We start from the raw sequence: 16,897 nt of genomic DNA on the forward strand, positions 1-16,897 counted from the left end.
GGCCGGGGGGAGCAGGTTGTTGGAGGCACGTGGAGGAGTGGGGAGAAAAAGGAGAAAACAACGGGGGGGGGGGAGACCCCCCCCCCGCCCCCCCCGCCCCCCCCCCCCCCCCCCACGGTCGTTTTCCCGATCGGGGGGAACCGACGCAGGCCTGCGGACGTCGCACGGCCGAGCGGGGCCGGCGTTCTCGTTGGCTCTGATAGTTCTTTTGTCGCTGAGGAGAGCACGCGATGACCTACCCAGGCGGTGCACCGGGCGGATACCCGGGCCCAGGACCGCAGCAGCCACCCCAGGGCTTCGGCCCGCCGCCGACCGCAGGCGGTGGCAGCAAGCTCGGCTTGGCGCAGATCCTGCACCTCGTCGTCGCGGGCCTCGGCGTGCTGAACCTGTTCCTTGGCTTCGCCCCGCTCGCTGTCGAGACCAGCTTCTACGAGGCGTTCACGGGCTGGGTGCCCGGCCTGCTGTTCATCGGCGGCCTGCTCGCCCTGCCCGCGATCCTGCCCGGTGACAAGAAGGTCGGCCTTTCCTCGGCCGCGGTGACGCTCGGCGTGACGCTGGCGTTCCTGTTCAGCGTCTTCGCCACCGACAGCGAGTTGAAGGCTGGCGGGATCATGGTGCTGATCTTCGGCATTCTGCAGGCCATCGCCGCGGTCGCCGCGTTCCTGTTCGAGGCGGGCGTCGTCAAGCCGCCGCAGCCGGGCGCGCAGCAGCACGGGCACTTCGGCCAGCCCGGTGGGTACAACCCGCCGTCCAGCCAGTTCCCGCAGCAGCAGCAGCAGTACGGGCAGCCCCAGCCGCCGCCGCAGTCGGGCCAGCAGACCACCTTCGCCCCGCAGCAGGGCCAGTTCGGCCAGCAGCCGCCGGGGACCCCGCCGGGCGGGTACCCGCAGCAGCCGCAGGGCTGAGCGAACGATTTTTTCCCCGAGGGGGGCGGCACCGGGTGCCGCCCCCCTCGGTTTTTGTCCATTGTGGTCGCTTCACCGGATCGGGCGGGTGGCGGCGTGCCGCGCCCGGTCAGCGCTAACCGAATGTCAGAGTGGGTGGCATGCGCGCTGCCCGAACGGAGGTCGGCCGGACTTTCCCCCGGTCACTGTGGGCCAAAGTGCTCGCGGTAGTCGCGATCGGCCCCCTGCTCGTCGTCTACGCGGCGGTGGCCGCCCTGCTGGCGTTGATCACCGCTGTCGCCGCCGACGCGCACTTCTCCACCGGCGGGGTCCTCGCCGCCGCCATGCCCGGCTGGCTCGCCGCGTACCAGGTGCCGGTCGGGATCGGTGGCCGCGCTCTCGGCGCGCTGCCGATGCTGCCGACGGTCCTGGTTCTGCTGCTGGTCTGGCGCACGGCGGCGAGTGGAGCCGACCGACTCGACGTCAACGGTCCCCGGGAAGCGGGCCGGGTGGTCGCCGCCGTGGTCGGCGCGCACGCGGTGGTCGGGCTGGGGCTCGCGCTGCTGTGCTCGGGCGGCGCGATCCAGGTCGACCCGTTGGCCGGTCTGTACTACCCGGCGCTGTTAGGGGGTCTTGCCGCTTCTGTCGGCGTGCTACCGCGCTCTGGCGCGACCGAGTGGGTGGCGCTGCGGGTCGACCGGCTCGCGTTGCGCGGGCTGCGGGCGGGGTTGCTGGCGGTCGTGGCGTTGCTCGCGGTCGGCGCGGGTGTGCTGACCTTGGCGCTGATTACCTCGTTCGGCACTATCCGCGACTTGTTCGCAGTGGACGACACCGGTAGCGCTGTCGGTCTGCTCTTACTGTCCGCGGGTTATCTGCCGAACGCGGTCATCGCGGCTACCGGGTTCGCGGCAGGCCCTGGATTCGGCCTGGGCGGATTGTCCATCGGGCCGCTGGGCTTCACCGGCGGATCGGTCCCCGCGCTGCCCCTGCTGGGGGCGCTGCCCGCCGACCACGCGCTGTGGTGGCTGCTGTTGCTCGTCCTGCCCGCGGGCGTGGGCGCGCTGGTCGGCTGGGTGCTGCGCGCGGTGGACGACTCGCCGCGGTCGCGGCTGCGGGCCGTGGCGGTGGCCTCGGTGGTGGTCGCGCTGGTGTTCGCGGTCCTGGGCGGGAGCGCGGGCGGCCCGCTCGGCGGCGGTCCGTTCGACCCGCTCGATCTGCGGGCGGCGTGGCTGTCGGTGGCGCTGGCGGTGTGGGTGGCCGTGCCGGGCGGAATCGTGGCGTGGCTTACCGGTCCGAGAGAGCACGAGGCTACGGAGCCGGACAGCTTTAACCCGGACAGCTTCGACTCGCACGGGTATGCCGCGGACAGCATTGACCCGGAGGATCTTGACGGGGACGACCTCGACCTCGGCGGCGACCCGGCCGACCTTGATCCACAAGATGACCCATCCGACGCCGAGAACCCGGACGAGCCCGAGCGCGGACCGGGATCGGGGCGCTGAGCAAGATCAACTCGGCACGCCTTACGCTGGGCCTATCCCGTTCCGGTTGCCGCAGGAGTCCACGCTGAGCGCCCAGTACCCGCCCGCCACGCCTGCCAGGATCGTCGTCCTGGTGTCCGGGTCGGGCACCCTGCTGCAAGCCCTCCTCGACGAGGCCGCCCGCCCGGCTTTCCCGGCCGCGATCGTGGCCGTCGGCGCCGACCGCACCGGCATCGAGGGCCTCGCCCGCGCCGAACGTGCCAACCTGCCCGCGTTCGCGGTCCGCGTCGGCGACCACCCCGACCGCGCGGCGTGGGACAAGGCGCTCACCGACGCGGTCGCGGCCTACACCCCCGACCTGGTGGTCTCGGCCGGGTTCATGAAGATCCTCGGCCCGGCCTTCCTCGACCGCTTCGGCGGCCGGGTGATCAACACCCATCCCGCGCTGCTGCCGTCGTTCCCCGGCGCGCACGCGGTCCGCGAAGCCCTCGCCTACGGCGTCCGCGTGACCGGCAGCACGGTTCACCTGGTCGACGGCGGCGTCGACACCGGCCCGATCATCGCCCAGGAGCCCGTCGAGGTGGCTCCCGGCGACGACGAGGCGGGCCTGCACGAACGAATCAAAGCGGTGGAGCGGCGGCTCCTGGTCGACGTGGTCACCAGGATGGCCCGCGAGGGCTACACCGTGGACGGACGAAAGGTGAGCATCCCGTGACGGAATCTGCCCAGCGGCGGCCCATCCGCCGCGCGCTGATCGGCGTGTCGGACAAGGCCGGACTCCTGGAGCTGGCGACCGGCCTGCACGCCGCCGGGGTGGAGATCGTCTCCACCGGCGGCACCGCGAAGACCCTCGCCGACGCCGGTGTGCCGGTCACCCCGGTCGAGGAGGTCACCGGCTTCCCCGAGTCGTTCGGCGGCCGGGTCAAGACGCTGCACCCGCGCGTGCACGCCGGTCTGCTCGCCGACCTGCGCGACCCGGCGCACGTCGCGCAGCTCGACCAGCTCGACATCACCCCGTTCGACCTGCTCGTGGTCAACCTGTACCCGTTCGTGAAGACCGTCGCCTCCGGCGCGTCGCCGGACGAGTGCGTCGAGCAGATCGACATCGGCGGCCCGGCCATGGTGCGCGCGGCGGCGAAGAACCACGCCAACGTCGCCGTCGTGGTCGACCCCGCGCGCTACGAGTGGGTCTTGGCCGAGATCGCCGCGGGCGGTTTCACCCTCGCTGACCGGCAGGCTCTTGCCGCCGCCGCGTATCGGCACACCGCGTCTTACGACGTGGCGGTGGCGTCCTGGATCGGCAACGTGCTGGCCCCCGACGACGAGGGCTCCGGCTTCCCCGGCTGGGTCGGCGCGACCTGGCAGCGCCGCGACGTGCTGCGCTACGGCGAGAACCCGCACCAGCGCGCCGCGCTGTACGTCCAGGGCGACGGCTCGTCTGGCCTGGCCACCGCGACGCAGCTGCACGGCAAGGAGATGTCGTACAACAACTACGTCGACGCCGACGCCGCCTGGCGCGCCGCGCACGACCACGCCGCGCCCTGCGTGGCGATCATCAAGCACGCCAACCCGTGCGGCATCGCGGTGTCCGAGGTGGACATCGCCGAGGCGCACCGCAACGCGCACGCGTCCGACCCGCTGAGCGCCTTCGGCGGCGTGATCGCGGCGAACCGCGAGGTCAGCGTGGCCATGGCCGAGCAGGTCGCGGAGATCTTCACCGAGGTCATCGTCGCCCCGGCCTATGCCGACGGCGCGGTCGAGGTGCTGACCAGGAAGAAGAACGTGCGCATCCTCGTCGCCGAGCCCCCGCGCCGGGGCGGAGCCGAGCTTCGCCCGGTGTCCGGGGGCCTGCTCATGCAGACCGTCGACACCATCGAGGCCGAGGGCGACGACCCGGCCAAGTGGACCCTGGCGACCGGGACCGCCGTGGACGAGGCCACCCTCGCCGACCTGGCGTTCGCCTGGCGGGCCTGCCGCGCGGTGAAGTCCAACGCGATCCTGCTCGCCCGCGACGGCGCGACCGTGGGCGCGGGCATGGGCCAGGTCAACCGGGTCGACGCCGCCCGCCTGGCGGTGTCGCGCGCGGGCGACCGGGCCAACGGCTCCGTCGCCGCGTCCGACGCCTTCTTCCCGTTCCCGGACGGCCTGGAGGTCCTGCTCAAGGCGGGCGTCCGCGCGGTCGTCCAGCCCGGCGGGTCCGTGCGGGACGCCGAGGTCATCGCCGCGGCGGAAGCGGCGGGCGTCCCGGTCTACCTCACCGGCACCCGCCACTTCGCGCACTAGGCCGCGGCGACGACGGCGCCCTTCCGGCCGGAAGGGCGCCGTCGCGCTCGCTCACGCGGGGAACGCGTCCCACTGGACGGGGATCTTGAGGGACGAGTAGACCGACGAGCAGTACGCGTAAGAGGTTGTGCCAGAAGCGGCTTTCGCGCCCTGTGCGATCTGGCCGTTGTTGCATACCGCCGCGCCGACAAACGAACTACCGTTGCACCGGATACCGGCGGTGGCGCTGTCGTGCCATACCAGCGAGCAGTCGAACGCGGCGGTTGTGCTTTCCGCGTTGGCGGTAGACGTGCCGGAGAGAAGACCGGCGGAGCTGATCAGAACCGCGGCGAGCGCCGAGGCGAAGTTCATCGTGCGCATGGAAGACCCTTCTGTTCGGTGTGGAGCCCGGCTGTCGACCTCGCCGGGTCCGTTTCACGGTGGCCGGTCGGGGTGTCGCAACTGTCGGCGCGTTTGTCGCGACAGCGCTGACCAGGGATTTCGCGCTCAAGATGCTGTCCGTGTCGGTTTCGCTACCCTCCGAAAGACAGGGGAGCGACAAGGGAGCGGGGAGCGCGTGGACGCCGAGGAGGAGCCCAGGATCACCACCCTGGGCGAGTTGGGCGGGTATCTGCGGGCGCTGCGCAAGGGCCAGGGACTGTCCCAGGACAACGTCAGCGGCCGCGCCGCCCGGCACCACCTCAAGATCCGCCGGGAGCGGGTCTCGGAGATCGAGAACGCCAAGCGGGAGCCGCCGACCGACCGTGAACTGCTGGCGATCCTGACCGCTCTGCGGCGCCCCGCGGCCGACATCGAACGGCTGCGGGCCGCCCACGCGCGAATCCTCGGCGGCGCGCCGGAAAGCCCAACGGAACCCGCTCCGGCGCGCCGTAAAACCCGGCTGCTCACCGTCGCCGCCGCCGTGGTGATCGTCGCGGCCTCGGCGGTCGTGCTGTGGTCGAGCCGGGATGAGGAACCCCTCGCGGCGGCTCCGCAGCCGGTGGCCGCCTGGGGCGCGCCGCCCGGCGCGCTTACCGCCTGCGAGACAGTCGACGGGCAACAGCACTTCGAGTGCTTCCTCTTCTCGCAAGGCAACCCGTCTTACGCGCTCGACTTCTACGCGCACTCTTACGAGGTCGTCATCTGGGAGCGCAAACCGGACGGCGACACCTATGCGTGGAGCCAACGCTGGCAGTTCTGGCGGATCGCCGACCAGAACGCCTACCTGCTGCGCAACCCGCGCACCACCCAGTGCCTCACCGCGCTCGGCGCCGACCTCGGGATGCCGCTGTCGATCACCCCGTGCGACCCCGCCAACCCCCGGCAACTCTGGGACTGGCGGAACGGCGCGCTCAAGACCCGGTCCGGTATGTGCGTCGACGTGCCCCGAGAGCAGTACCGGATGGGCGAGAAGCCCTACCTCTATCCCTGCCACGGTCGCGCGAACCAGACGTGGTTAGCGCGACACACGTGACGGCCCTCTGATCGGTTAACTTGGCGCCATGACGAACCCCTTGGGCGCGCTCTTCGACGCGGGAACCACCCACTTCGACGCGCTTACCGACGGACTGTGGGGCCCGGTAAGCGCGAGCGCGGTAGCCGTCGCCAAGCCCGCCGAGGGAGAGCACGTCTTCGACGCCTGCTGCGGCACCGGCGCGTCCGCCCTGCCTACCGCCCGCGCGGTAGGCCCTACCGGCCGCGTGGACGCCGTCGACCTGGCCGACAAGCTGCTCGCCGTCGGCCGCTCCCGCGCCGAGGGCCTGCCCTGGCTCACCTTCCACCACGGCGACGTGACGACCTGGTCCGGCGGCCCGTACGACCTGGTCCAGTGCGTTCTCGGCGTGTTCTTCCTGCCCGACATGGACGCGGGCGCCCGCGCGCTGATCAGCCGACTGCGCCCCGGCGGCCGCTTCGCCGCCACGGTCTGGCACAAGGACGCGATCCTGCCGGTCCCGGAAATCCTGCACAACGCCGTGTCACCGGAGCGCGCCGAGATGCCCGCGGTGTCCGCCCGGCGCGGCGCGAGCGAACGCGTCAACACCCCGGAGCTGCTCACAGCCTGGCTGACCGACCTCGGCCTGCGCGACGCGCGGGTGGAGACCGCGCCGCACACCCTTGCCCTGGACCCGGACGTGGCCTGGGCCCTGGTGCTCGGCTCCGCGATGCGCGGCTTCCTGACCGGCCTCGACCAGGCGGCCGTCGAACGCACCCGCGTTCGCTTCACCCAGGAACTGCTCGACCGCGGCGTGACCGCCATGGACGCCACCACCCTCGTCGGCGTCGGCACCGCGGTCTAGCTCAGAGCGCCGCCGCGACCTCCCGGGCCGCGGCGTCCACCAGCCCCGCGAACTCCCGGGCGTCGGGCGCCACACTGCTGAACAGCCCCACGTCCCAGCCCTGGTAGCCCACCGTGATGACGTGCCGGTCCTTGCGGAAGATCAGGTCCACCGAGTAGAACGCCGAGTCGGTGAACTCCTCCACGAGGACGGCCTCGTCGCCGATGTCCTCGATCTTGTGCACCACGGTCTTGTCGGCCCCGACCCCGTTCTCCGCGATCGTCCGACGGCTCTTGAGATCCCCCTGGAACTCCGCGGCCGCCTGCTCTTCCGGAGATTGATCGTCGCTGTCGGCCTCGATGAACTCGATCATGTGGACGCTCAGGTCACGCAACCCCTCACCGTCCACACCCTCCGTCTGCCCCCACTTGCACCAGGTGTACTTCCGGCTCGACCCACCATCGGCCCCCGGCACCCGGTGCGGGTTGGTGGTCCGCATCTTGACCCGCGTGGCCTCGCTGACCCGGTCGCACTCCTGCGCCAACGTGTCCCCGGAAGGCGGGCTGCCCCCGTCGGCGTGCGCGGCGAGGTAGAGGAACACCCCCGTCGCCGCCCCACCGAGCAGCAGAACACCCACCACGATCCCCACGATCAGGGGAGCCTTGCTCTTCTTGGGCGGACCCGGCGGCGGGTAAGCCTGCGGGTAGGCGTGCGGATAGTGGTGCCCCGGCATGTGAGTCATTCGGTGTAGCCCCCCAGGAGATGCGATCGCCGGAGAGTATGCCAGTCCGCTGTGGACCCGAAACAGGTTGACAGGGCATCGGCGGTGGGTACACTTGGGCTATCGAACACATGTTCGAGTGGGGCGACCGGAGTCGAGGCCGCTCGTCCCAGCCGCCGTCTCCCCACGGCTGTTCCGCGTATTGAGCGGTACGCGAGGCAACCAAGGGAGGTGCGCGGTGCGGTCGCTGGCTGCTTTCGGCGCGGGGAAGTACCTGGGAGCAGCCGGCGACCGCTCACCGTCCCAAGAGGACAAACCGGCGGCCTCCTTTGTCGCGCCCCAATGCCCCGCCCACCCCGCTCCTGGCGGTCACGCGCCGCCCAACCACGAACAGAACCCGAGCGCGCTACGGGCAGGGCAACGCGCTTATCCGCAGCTTCGCTTTGGATCTCGTTTCCGGCCGCGCTTCGCCGCTTCTGGGTCACCCAGACCGGCGCCGGTGCCGAGGTGCCGTCCCGCGCTTGCTCTCCGACACCTCGCCACCCCTTTCGCCACCAGCGCTTTCGGCGTCGGTGCTCTGGATGTCGCCGCTTCCGGTGCCACTGCGCCCACTGTGCCTACTTCGGGCGCCGCCCACGTTGTTGCCTCTTGTCTTCCTGCATCGCTGGCTCCGGTGGTCTTCGTCCTGTCCTCTGTGCTCGCGAGGCCGCGACTCTTCGCTGCCTCCCAGCCCGCCAATCCGCCAGCCCGCGCTGTTCCCCAGGCTCTCGCCGCTTCCGTGGTCCCCGCCGCTTCCCCTCCGACCATGACGGCCGCCACCTCCGCTGGGACCACTTCGCCTGCGTCACCCGTTCCCACGGTCCCCGTCGCCTCTCCCGAGTCCGTCGCCTCTCCCGAGTCCGTCGCCTCTCCCATGTGCGCTGTCTCCGCCATCTCTGCTGTGCCTGTCGCTTCTGCTGTAACCGCTTCCTCTCCTGTGCCTACCTTCTCTGCCATGTCGGACTTCCCCTTCCTGTCCGCTTCTCCTCCCACGTCCGTCTTCCCTTCTGCGCCCACCTCTCCTTCCGTGCCCGCTTTCCCTTCCGCGTCTGCCTTCCCTGTCATGCCCGCTTTCCCTTCCACGCCCGCTTTCCCTTCTGCGTCCGCCTTTCCTTCCGCGTCCGCTCTCTCTTCCGCGTCCACCTCCCTTCCCGCGCCCACCTCCCCCTCTGCGTCTGCCGACCCGGCCGCGCCCTCCCCGCCCGTCGTCTCCACCCGCCTCGATCCCCCAGTCCTGCTCGGCCCACCCAGAAAGCGGCTCGACAACCGCCAAGCCGCCAACCTCCAGGCGGCTCTGGAAGCCGAAACGCGCTCTCACCCACCCGCGGCCCCCCGTGTCCTCCCTGTCCGCCCCGACCTGGCCGCTCTGTTCCCCTGGGGCGGCCTCCGCCGGGGCGGCACCGTCGCCGTCCGTGGTTCCTCCGCCCTTCTGCTCGCTCTCCTTGCCGAGTCCAGCGCGCGTGGTTCCTGGTCCGCCGTCGTCGGCCTCCCCGATCTCGGTGTCCTCGCCGCAGCGGAACTCGGCGTCGCCGTCGACCGGTTGGCCCTGGTGCCCCGGCCCGGCGCCGACGCCGCCGGGGTTGTCGCCGCGCTGCTCGACGGCTTCGACGTGGTCGCTGTGGCCACCCCCGGGATCGGCGCCGCGCACGCCCGCCGGTTGTCGGCCAGGGCCCGCAGTCGCGGCGCGGTCCTCATCCCGTTCGGCTCCTGGCCGGGCGCCGACCTCGAACTGGCCTGCGTCCGTGGTCGCTGGTCCGGCCTCGGCGCCGGGCACGGCAACCTCACCGCCCGCCAAGTCGACGTCCAGGCCCGAGGTCGCGGCGCCGCCGCCCGTCCCCGGCACGCCTCATTCACTCTTCAGGGCGGTCTCCCCACCCCGTGCTTGACGACTCCCGCGATCGAACATATGTTCGAGACAGGCAGTTGAAAAACCCTCATCCACCGACCCTGACCTGCGGAGAAAGTCGTGTCCCGTCTACTCGTCCTGTGGTGTCCCGATTGGCCGGTCGTCGCCGCCTGCGCCGCCGCGGGGCGCGGCGTTGCCGCACCCGCCGCCGTCGTCTCGGCGAACCGGGTGGTCGCGGTCAACGCCTCCGCGCGGGCCGAGGGCGTCCATCTCGACCTGCGCCGCCGCGAGGCCCAGGGCCGCTGTCCCGACATCACTGTCTTCCCCGACGACCCAGATCGCGACGCCCGATTGTTCGAGCCGGTCGCGGCGGCGGTGGAGGAGGCCGCGGTCGGGGTCGAGGTGGTCTGCCCGGGGTTGGTCGCCGTCCCCGTCCGCGGCCCCGCCGCCTACTTCGGCTCGGAGGCCGCCGCCGCCGAGCGGCTCATCGACCAGGTCGCCGCCCACACCGGCGCCGAGTCCCAGGTGGGCGTCGCCGACGGCTTGTTCGCCGCCACCCGCGCGGCTCACCGCGGTGTGATCGTCGCCCCCGGGGCCAGCGCCGAGTTCCTTGCCCCGCTGAGCATCCGGGAGTTCCGCGAGCATCCCGAACTGGTCGATCTCCTGCGCAGACTGGGCATCCGCACCCTCGGGGCCTTCGCCGCGCTCGATCCCGGCGACGTCGTCTCCCGCTTCGGCGCCGCCGCGGGCCGCGCCCACCGCCTCGCCCGCGGCTTGGAGCAGCGCCCGCCCGCGCGCAGACGCCCACCGGTCGATCTCTCGGTCACCCACAACCCCGACCCGCCCATCGAACGGGTCGACGCGGCGGCCTTCGTCGCGCGCGGTCTCGGTGAGCGGCTGCACTCCGGCCTCGCCGCGCACGGCTTGGCCTGCACCCGCCTCAGCATCCACGCGAGCACGGCCAACGGCGAGGAATTGAGCCGGGTGTGGCGCTGCGCCGAGCCGCTGACCCCCACGGGAATCGCCGACCGGGTCCGCTGGCAACTCGACGGCTGGCTGCGTGGCGCCCGGCGTCCGTCCGCGGGCATCACGGTCCTGCGGCTCGAACCGGAGGAAACCGTCGACGGTCGCGCCCTGCAACTGGGGCTCTGGCAGGGCAGCCACGACGAGCAGGCCGAACGCGCCGCCCGCGCGATGGTCCACGTGCAGGGGCTGCTCGGCCCGGAGGGGGTGCTCACCCCGGTGATCGACGGCGGCCGGGGTCCCGCTGACCAGGTCCGCCTTGTCCCCTGGGGTGACGAGCGCGTGCCCGCGGCGCCCGTCGACCAGCCTTGGCCGGGGCGATTACCGGCGCCCTCTCCCGCGACGGTTCCGACGCGGCCGCTGCCCGTGTCGGTGGTCGACCGCGACGGCCTTGAGGTCGGGGTCACCGGCCGGTTCGTGCTCACCGGCAGGCCGGACGTGGTCGCGGTCGGCGGTGGGCGGAACCGCCGAGTCCTCGCCTGGGCCGGTCCGTGGCCAGCCGACGAGCGCTGGTGGGAGCTGGGCGCCGGGCGCAGGCGGGCGCGGCTGCAGGTGCTGCTCGCCGAGAAGTCCGAAGAGGACAGTCAGGACGCGCTGCTGCTGGTGCGTGAGAACGAGAAGTGGTCCGTGGAAGGGATATACGACTGATGATCCATGACGACGAGCAGCCCATGGCGGTCGACTGGCTCGACATGGTCGAGTTAGCCGAGCTCATCCCGCAGCCGAGGCACTCGCCGGAGAACTGGTTTCCGCCGGGCGCGTTTCCTGAGAGTTCCTAACAGGGGGCGTGTTATGTGTCGCCAGGTGATGGTGCAGGTGGCGAGGGCGAGGGCGAGGAAGGCTTGGTGGATGTCGTCTCGGCGTTCCCAGCGGATGCGGAGGCGTTTCATGCCGTGGTACCAGGCGATGGTGCGCTCCACGACCCACCGCACGGTGCCCAGGCCGGAGCCGTGCAGGTGGTTGCGGGGCGCGAGGTGGTCGGTGATGCCCCTGGCCTGCACACGCTCGCGGACCGAGTCGTAGCCGTAGGCCCGGTCCCCGAACAACGCCTTGAGGCGGCGGGGCCGCCCGGGGCGGTCCCGGACCGGGGGCACCGCGTTGAACAACGGCTCCCCCTGGGTGAGGTCGTCGCGGTCGCCGCCGGTCAACACCACCGCCAACGGGACCCATGGCCGCCGGTCATCACGTGGTGCTTGGAGCCCGCCCGACCCCGATCGACCGGGCACGGCCCGCTTGTGGGCCGCGCCGCGCCGCCCGCACATGCGAGGAATCGATCACCGCCCGATCCCAATCCAACCTGCCCGAAGCGTGCAGTTCGGCCAGCAGCACCTCGTGCAGACGGGCCCACACCCCGGCCTCGTTCCACTCCGCCAACCGCCGCCAACAGGTCATCCCCGACCCGAACCCCAACTCCCGGGGCAAAAACTCCCACTGGATCCCGGTATGCAACACGAACAAGATCCCCTGCAACACCAGCCGATCCGGCAACCGCCTACGCCCCGGACAACGAGACCGCCGCGCCACCACCGGCAACAACGGCTCCACCCGCGCCCACAACTCATCCGACACCACCCACGGCGGCGACTGACCCCTCCTCACCCCACCATGATCCACGCCCACAACCACCCCAACACCCAACCTGATCATTCCGTTAGGAACTCTGAGCGCTGATGGGGTGGAACAACCCGCCGGTGCGGTGGTCGGAGCTGGAGCGCATCCTCTCCGGCCGGGCGCCCGAGATCGGCGACGGCGGCGACAGCCCCGCCTGGACCCGCCGCCGGGAGCGCTACCTGCCGCCCGCCGGGGTGGGCGCGCGGGGGGCCACCGACCACGCCGACGGCGACTCGCGGGTGCCTTACGCCGAGCTGCACTGCCACTCCAACTTCAGCTTCCTCGACGGCGCCAGCCACCCCGAGGAACTGGTGGAGGCGGCGGCGCTGCTGGGGTTGGACGCCATCGCGATCACCGACCACGACGGCATGTACGGGGTGGTCCGGTTCGCCGAGGCGGCGCGGGAGTTGGGCATCCGCACGGTGTTCGGGACCGAGTTGAGCCTGGGGTTGACGGCGCCGCAGAACGGCGTCGCGGATCCGGAGGGGGAGCACCTGCTGCTGCTCGCTGAAGGGGAGGAGGGGTATCGCAGGCTGTGTCGTGTTCTGACTTCCGCCCACCTGCGTGGCGGGGAGAAGGGCAAACCGGAGTACAACCTGGTGGAGGTGGTCGAGGAAACCCGTGAGCACTGCGTCGTGCTTACCGGGTGCCGCAAGGGCGCGGTCCGCCGCGCACTCGCCGAAGGGGGGCCTGCCGCGGCCTTCGAGCAGTTGCGCCTGCTGGTCGTCGCGTACGGGCCGGACCGGGTGTTCGTCGAGTTGGTCGACCACGGCCTGCCCGAGGACTCGGCCCGCAACGACCTGCTGGCCGGGATGGCCGCGGAGTTGGGCTTGCCCACGGTCGCGACCAACGCCGTCCACTACGCGCACCCCGCGCGTGGGCGGCTGGCGGCGGCGATGGCCGCGGTGCGGGCGCGGCGCGGCCTTGACGACCTGGCCGGGTGGCTGCCGCCGTCGGCGACCGCTCACCTGCGCACCGGCAGGGAGATGGCCGCCCGGTTCGCGCGGTACCCGGGGGCGGTGCAGCGAGCCGCGGTGCTCGGGGTGCGGCTGTCCTTCGACCTGAGCTTGGTGGCTCCCGAGTTGCCGCCCTTCGGCGTGCCGGAGGGGCACACGGAGATCTCCTACCTTCGGGAGTTGGTCTACCGCGGCGCGGCGGTCAAGTACGGCTCGGCCGCGGAGTCCCCTCGGGCCTTCGCGCAGATCGTCCACGAGTTGCGGGTGATCGAGGAGTTGGGGTTCCCCGGCTACTTCCTGGTGGTCTGGGACATCGTGCGGTTCTGCCAGGCCAACGGCATCCTCTGCCAGGGCCGCGGCTCCGCGGCCAACTCGGCGGTCTGCTTCGCGCTCGGCATCACCAATGTCGACGCGGTCCGGTGGGAGCTGCTGTTCGAGCGGTTCCTCGCCCCGGCCCGCGACGGCCCGCCCGACATCGACCTCGACATCGAGTCCGACCGCCGTGAGGAGGCCATCCAGTACGTCTACGACAAGCACGGCAGGCGCCACGCGGCGCAGGTGGCGAACGTGATCACCTACCGCGCCAAGTCCACCGTGCGCGACATGGCCAAGGCGCTGGGGTACTCCCCGGGCCAGCAGGACGCGTGGAGCAAGCAGATCGACCGGTGGGGTCCGCTGAGCAGCACGGTCGGCGACAACCACCTCGACGTGCCGCCCGCCGTGCTCGAACTGGCCGGGCAGTTGGAGGGTTTCCCGCGCCACCTGGGCATCCACTCCGGCGGCATGGTCATCTGCGACCGCCCGGTCAGCGAGGTCTGCCCGGTCGAGCCCGCCCGCATGCCCAACCGCACGGTCCTGCAGTGGGACAAGGACGATTGCGCCGCCGTCGGCCTGGTCAAGTTCGACCTGTTGGGCTTGGGCATGCTCTCCGCCCTGCACTACATGGTCGACCTTGTCGAAGAGCACCACGGCGAGAAGGTCGACCTGGCCGAACTCGACCTGTCGGACCCGAAGGTCTACGACATGCTCTGCCGCGCCGACTCGGTCGGCGTGTTCCAGGTGGAGAGCCGAGCCCAGATGGCCACCCTGCCCCGCCTGAAACCCCGGGAGTTCTACGACCTGGTTGTCGAGGTCGCCCTCATCCGCCCCGGCCCCATTCAGGGCGGCTCCGTCCACCCCTACATCCGTCGCAAGAACAAGACCGAGAAGGTCGCCTACGACCACCCCCGCATGGAAAACGCCCTCCGTAAAACCCTGGGCGTGCCCCTGTTCCAGGAGCAACTTATGCAGGTCGCCGTCGACATCGCCGACTTCACCCCCGCCGAGGCCGACGAACTCCGCCGCGCCATGGGCGCCAAACGCTCCAGCCACCGCATGGAACGCCTCCGGGAACGCTTCTACCAGGGCGCCGCCAGCCATGGCGTGGACGAGGCGCTGGCGGGCCGCATCTACGAGAAACTCATGGCCTTCGCCAACTTCGGCTTCCCGGAAAGCCACGCCCTGAGCTTCGCCCACCTGGTTTTCGTCAGCTCCTGGTTCAAGCTGTACTACCCGGCCGCCTTCTGCGCCGCCCTGCTCCGCGCCCAGCCCATGGGCTTCTACTCCCCTCAGTCCCTGGTGGCCGACGCCCGCAGGCACGGCGTGACAGTCCTCGGCCCTGACATCAACGCCAGCCTCGCCCACCCCACCCTCGAACCCCACCCAGCCCCACCACACACGCAGGAATCCCGACCACCGGAATCCCGCTCGGCCGTACCGCGTCCGGCGGAATCCCGCTGGGCCGCACTGCGTCCGGCCCCGTCTCAGCGGCCTGAATCCGGTCCAGCCGAGCCTCGCCCGGAGAATCCCGAATGTCTCGAAGACCACCGCCGGGACAGTCGGGGCGAGTCGCCCGGGGAATCGGCGGGCACTGGCGACCGCGGTGCTCGGGGCGCTTCGGTGGCTGTGCGTATGGGGCTTGGCTCGGTCCGGACCATTGGCGACGAGTTGGCCAAGCGCATCGTCGCGGTTCGGGGGGACGAGCCTTTCCGGGACATGGCCGACCTGGCGCGGCGGGTTTCCCTCACCCGGACCCAGATCGAGGCCCTGGCCACCGCGGGGGCCTTCGGCTGCTTCGGGCTGCGGCGCCGGGCGGCGCTGTGGGCGGCGGGCGCTGTCGCGGGGGAGAGCGCCGACCGGCTGCCGGGGACCGCTGTCGGCGTTCGGGCCCCCGAGCTTCCCGGCATGGACGAGATCGAGGTCGCCGTGGCCGACGTCTGGGCCACCGGCCTGTCGCCGGACAGTTTCCCCACGCAGTTCATCCGCGACCGCCTCACCCGGCTCGGCGCGGTCCCGGCGGCCGAATTGTCCAAAGTGAAAAGCGGAACCCGGGTCCTGCTCGGCGGCGCGGTGACCCACCGCCAACGGCCGCAGACCGCGGGCGGCGTCACCTTCCTCAACATCGAGGACGAGACCGGCATGGTCAACGTCGTCTGCTCACCCGGCCTCTGGGCCCGCTACCGCCGGATCGCGCGCGGCAGCGCCGCCCTGCTGGTCCGGGGCATTGTCGAGAGCACGGAAGGCGTGGTGAGCCTCTACGCCGACCACTTGCAGCACCTGGACCTCCGCATCCCGGCCAAGTCCCGCGACTTCCGCTGACCGCGACCACAACGGTCACGGTGAGCTGATGCCCGCCAACGTTGTTTGGCCAATCCCTTGGCGATACTCACTTTTGAGCGTTTTCCGGCACCCCATCCGGCCTACGATCGACCCGTGGCGGGGAAGGAAAAGGACGGGCTCGCTCTTATCGTCGTGGGCATGGACGGCAGTCTGCCGTCGAAGAACGCGTCCGCGTGGGCGGCGGGACTCGCTCGGCGCGAGCACGCCACATTGCTGCTCGTCTACGTGGAACCGTTGTCCACCCCGGCAAGTTGGACCGGTGTCGGCATGGAAGGCGCCGCCGAGGCCGCCGGGGCGTACGTCGAGGAGATACGCGGTGACGCTGCCCGCTACCTCGACCCGGTCGGTGTCGCGTGGGACGTCGTGCACGTGCGGGGCGACGCGGCGCGCGGGTTGGAGTCGGTCGCCGAGCGGTTCGAGGCCGACTGCGTCGTCGTGGGCCGGTCCCGCCACGGCGGCGGCCGGGTTGGCTCGGTGCCCAAGTCGCTGATCGCCGACGCCCGGCGGCCGGTTGTCGTGGTGCCGTGACAGTCTGGGCGGGTGGAGACCGGCACGGACTACAGCGACACCGACTACAGCGACACCGACCTGCACGGCCAGCACTGGGAGCAGCGGCATTTCACCGACTGCGACTTCACCGAAGCGGACATGCGCGGCCTGGTGACCAGCGGCTGCACCTTCACCCGGTGCGAGTTCGCCCGCGCCGACCTCGGCGAGTCGAAGCACACCTCGACGGCGTTCCGCTCCTGCTCGTTCGACCGGACCACGCTCACCGAGAGCGAGTTCACCGGTTGCAGCCTGATCGGGTCCACGTTCATCGATTGCAGGCTGCGCCCGTGGACGGTGCGGGACACCGACCTGACCCTGGTCGGCCTGTCCGGCGCCGCGCTGCGCAAGGCGACGCTGTCCGGGCTGCGGTTCCGCGAGGCGAACCTCACCGACGCCGACCTGCGGGAAGCCGACCTGCGGGAGGCGGACCTGTCCGGCGCCCGCCTCCGCGGCGCCAACCTGCTCGGCGCCGACCTACGCGGGGCGCGCATCGACGCGGACGGCCTCGTCCAGGCCACGCTGCGCGGCGCGCGCGTCGACCTCGACACGGCCGTGTCATTCGCCGCCGCGCACGGCCTGGTGATCGACTGA

At 71.5% G+C, this 16,897-nt stretch carries 13 protein-coding genes and 1 pseudogene; 11 read left to right on the forward strand and 3 right to left on the reverse strand.

The window, feature by feature from the left end:
• The first annotated feature begins 230 nt into the window (after window positions 1–230).
• The 4 genes from ACZ6SD_RS14350 to purH all read left to right on the forward strand — a co-directional run bounded on the left by ACZ6SD_RS14350 (window position 231) and on the right by purH (window position 4,648).
• Window positions 231–905, forward strand: coding sequence for a DUF5336 domain-containing protein (locus tag ACZ6SD_RS14350; RefSeq protein ID WP_465317388.1), 675 nt, complete (start codon window positions 231–233; stop codon window positions 903–905).
• A gap of 140 nt (window positions 906–1,045) precedes the next feature.
• Window positions 1,046–2,386, forward strand: a complete 1,341-nt coding sequence (locus ACZ6SD_RS14355) for a cell division protein PerM (protein ID WP_465317389.1) — start codon at window positions 1,046–1,048, stop codon at window positions 2,384–2,386.
• 46 nt (window positions 2,387–2,432) lie between these two features.
• Complete coding sequence (purN, locus tag ACZ6SD_RS14360) at window positions 2,433–3,080, forward strand: phosphoribosylglycinamide formyltransferase (protein WP_228771713.1); 648 nt, start codon at window positions 2,433–2,435, stop codon at window positions 3,078–3,080.
• On the forward strand, window positions 3,077–4,648 hold the full coding sequence (purH, locus tag ACZ6SD_RS14365) for a bifunctional phosphoribosylaminoimidazolecarboxamide formyltransferase/IMP cyclohydrolase (protein ID WP_465317390.1): 1,572 nt from the start codon (window positions 3,077–3,079) through the stop codon (window positions 4,646–4,648). Before purN ends, purH begins: the two co-directional genes overlap by 4 nt.
• Before the next feature lie 51 nt (window positions 4,649–4,699).
• On the opposite strand, the gene ACZ6SD_RS14370 is transcribed toward purH, so the two are convergent.
• Window positions 4,700–5,008 carry a hypothetical protein gene (locus ACZ6SD_RS14370; RefSeq protein ID WP_465317391.1) on the reverse strand — a complete coding sequence of 103 codons (309 nt, stop codon included), beginning with the start codon at window positions 5,006–5,008 and terminating at the stop codon, window positions 4,700–4,702.
• A 196-nt stretch (window positions 5,009–5,204) separates the two neighbouring features.
• Here ACZ6SD_RS14370 and ACZ6SD_RS14375 point away from each other — a divergent pair, with 196 nt between their 5' ends.
• Entirely contained in the window at window positions 5,205–6,101 is an 897-nt protein-coding gene (locus ACZ6SD_RS14375; protein WP_465317392.1) for a helix-turn-helix domain-containing protein, read from the forward strand.
• A 28-nt stretch (window positions 6,102–6,129) separates the two neighbouring features.
• Window positions 6,130–6,924, forward strand: a complete 795-nt coding sequence (locus tag ACZ6SD_RS14380) for a class I SAM-dependent methyltransferase (protein WP_465317393.1) — start codon at window positions 6,130–6,132, stop codon at window positions 6,922–6,924.
• Window position 6,925: 1 nt separating this feature from the next.
• Here the strand turns inward: ACZ6SD_RS14380 and ACZ6SD_RS14385 are convergent, their stop codons facing one another.
• Window positions 6,926–7,645 carry a hypothetical protein gene (locus tag ACZ6SD_RS14385; protein ID WP_465317394.1) on the reverse strand — a complete coding sequence of 240 codons (720 nt, stop codon included), beginning with the start codon at window positions 7,643–7,645 and terminating at the stop codon, window positions 6,926–6,928.
• A gap of 1,081 nt (window positions 7,646–8,726) precedes the next feature.
• On the opposite strand from ACZ6SD_RS14385, the gene ACZ6SD_RS14390 reads away from it, so the two are divergent.
• Both ACZ6SD_RS14390 and ACZ6SD_RS14395 read left to right on the forward strand, forming a co-directional pair.
• On the forward strand, window positions 8,727–9,590 hold the full coding sequence (locus ACZ6SD_RS14390) for a hypothetical protein (RefSeq protein WP_465317395.1): 864 nt from the start codon (window positions 8,727–8,729) through the stop codon (window positions 9,588–9,590).
• A gap of 39 nt (window positions 9,591–9,629) precedes the next feature.
• Entirely contained in the window at window positions 9,630–11,180 is a 1,551-nt protein-coding gene (locus tag ACZ6SD_RS14395) for a DNA polymerase Y family protein (RefSeq protein ID WP_465317396.1), read from the forward strand.
• A gap of 137 nt (window positions 11,181–11,317) precedes the next feature.
• On the opposite strand, the pseudogene ACZ6SD_RS14400 reads toward ACZ6SD_RS14395, so the two are convergent.
• Window positions 11,318–12,104 (reverse strand): annotated as a pseudogene (locus tag ACZ6SD_RS14400) (IS5 family transposase); the annotation flags it as partial.
• Window positions 12,105–12,202: 98 nt separating this feature from the next.
• Here ACZ6SD_RS14400 and ACZ6SD_RS14405 point away from each other — a divergent pair.
• The 3 genes from ACZ6SD_RS14405 (at window position 12,203) to ACZ6SD_RS14415 (ending at window position 16,897) form a co-directional block, all read left to right on the forward strand.
• Window positions 12,203–15,736, forward strand: coding sequence for an error-prone DNA polymerase (locus tag ACZ6SD_RS14405; RefSeq protein ID WP_465317397.1), 3,534 nt, complete (start codon window positions 12,203–12,205; stop codon window positions 15,734–15,736).
• Between the two features lie 114 nt (window positions 15,737–15,850).
• On the forward strand, window positions 15,851–16,285 hold the full coding sequence (locus tag ACZ6SD_RS14410) for a universal stress protein (protein ID WP_465317398.1): 435 nt from the start codon (window positions 15,851–15,853) through the stop codon (window positions 16,283–16,285).
• A 12-nt stretch (window positions 16,286–16,297) separates the two neighbouring features.
• Entirely contained in the window at window positions 16,298–16,897 is a 600-nt protein-coding gene (locus tag ACZ6SD_RS14415; RefSeq protein WP_465317399.1) for a pentapeptide repeat-containing protein, read from the forward strand.

Source organism: Actinokineospora sp. NPDC051303 (assembly GCF_055586285.1).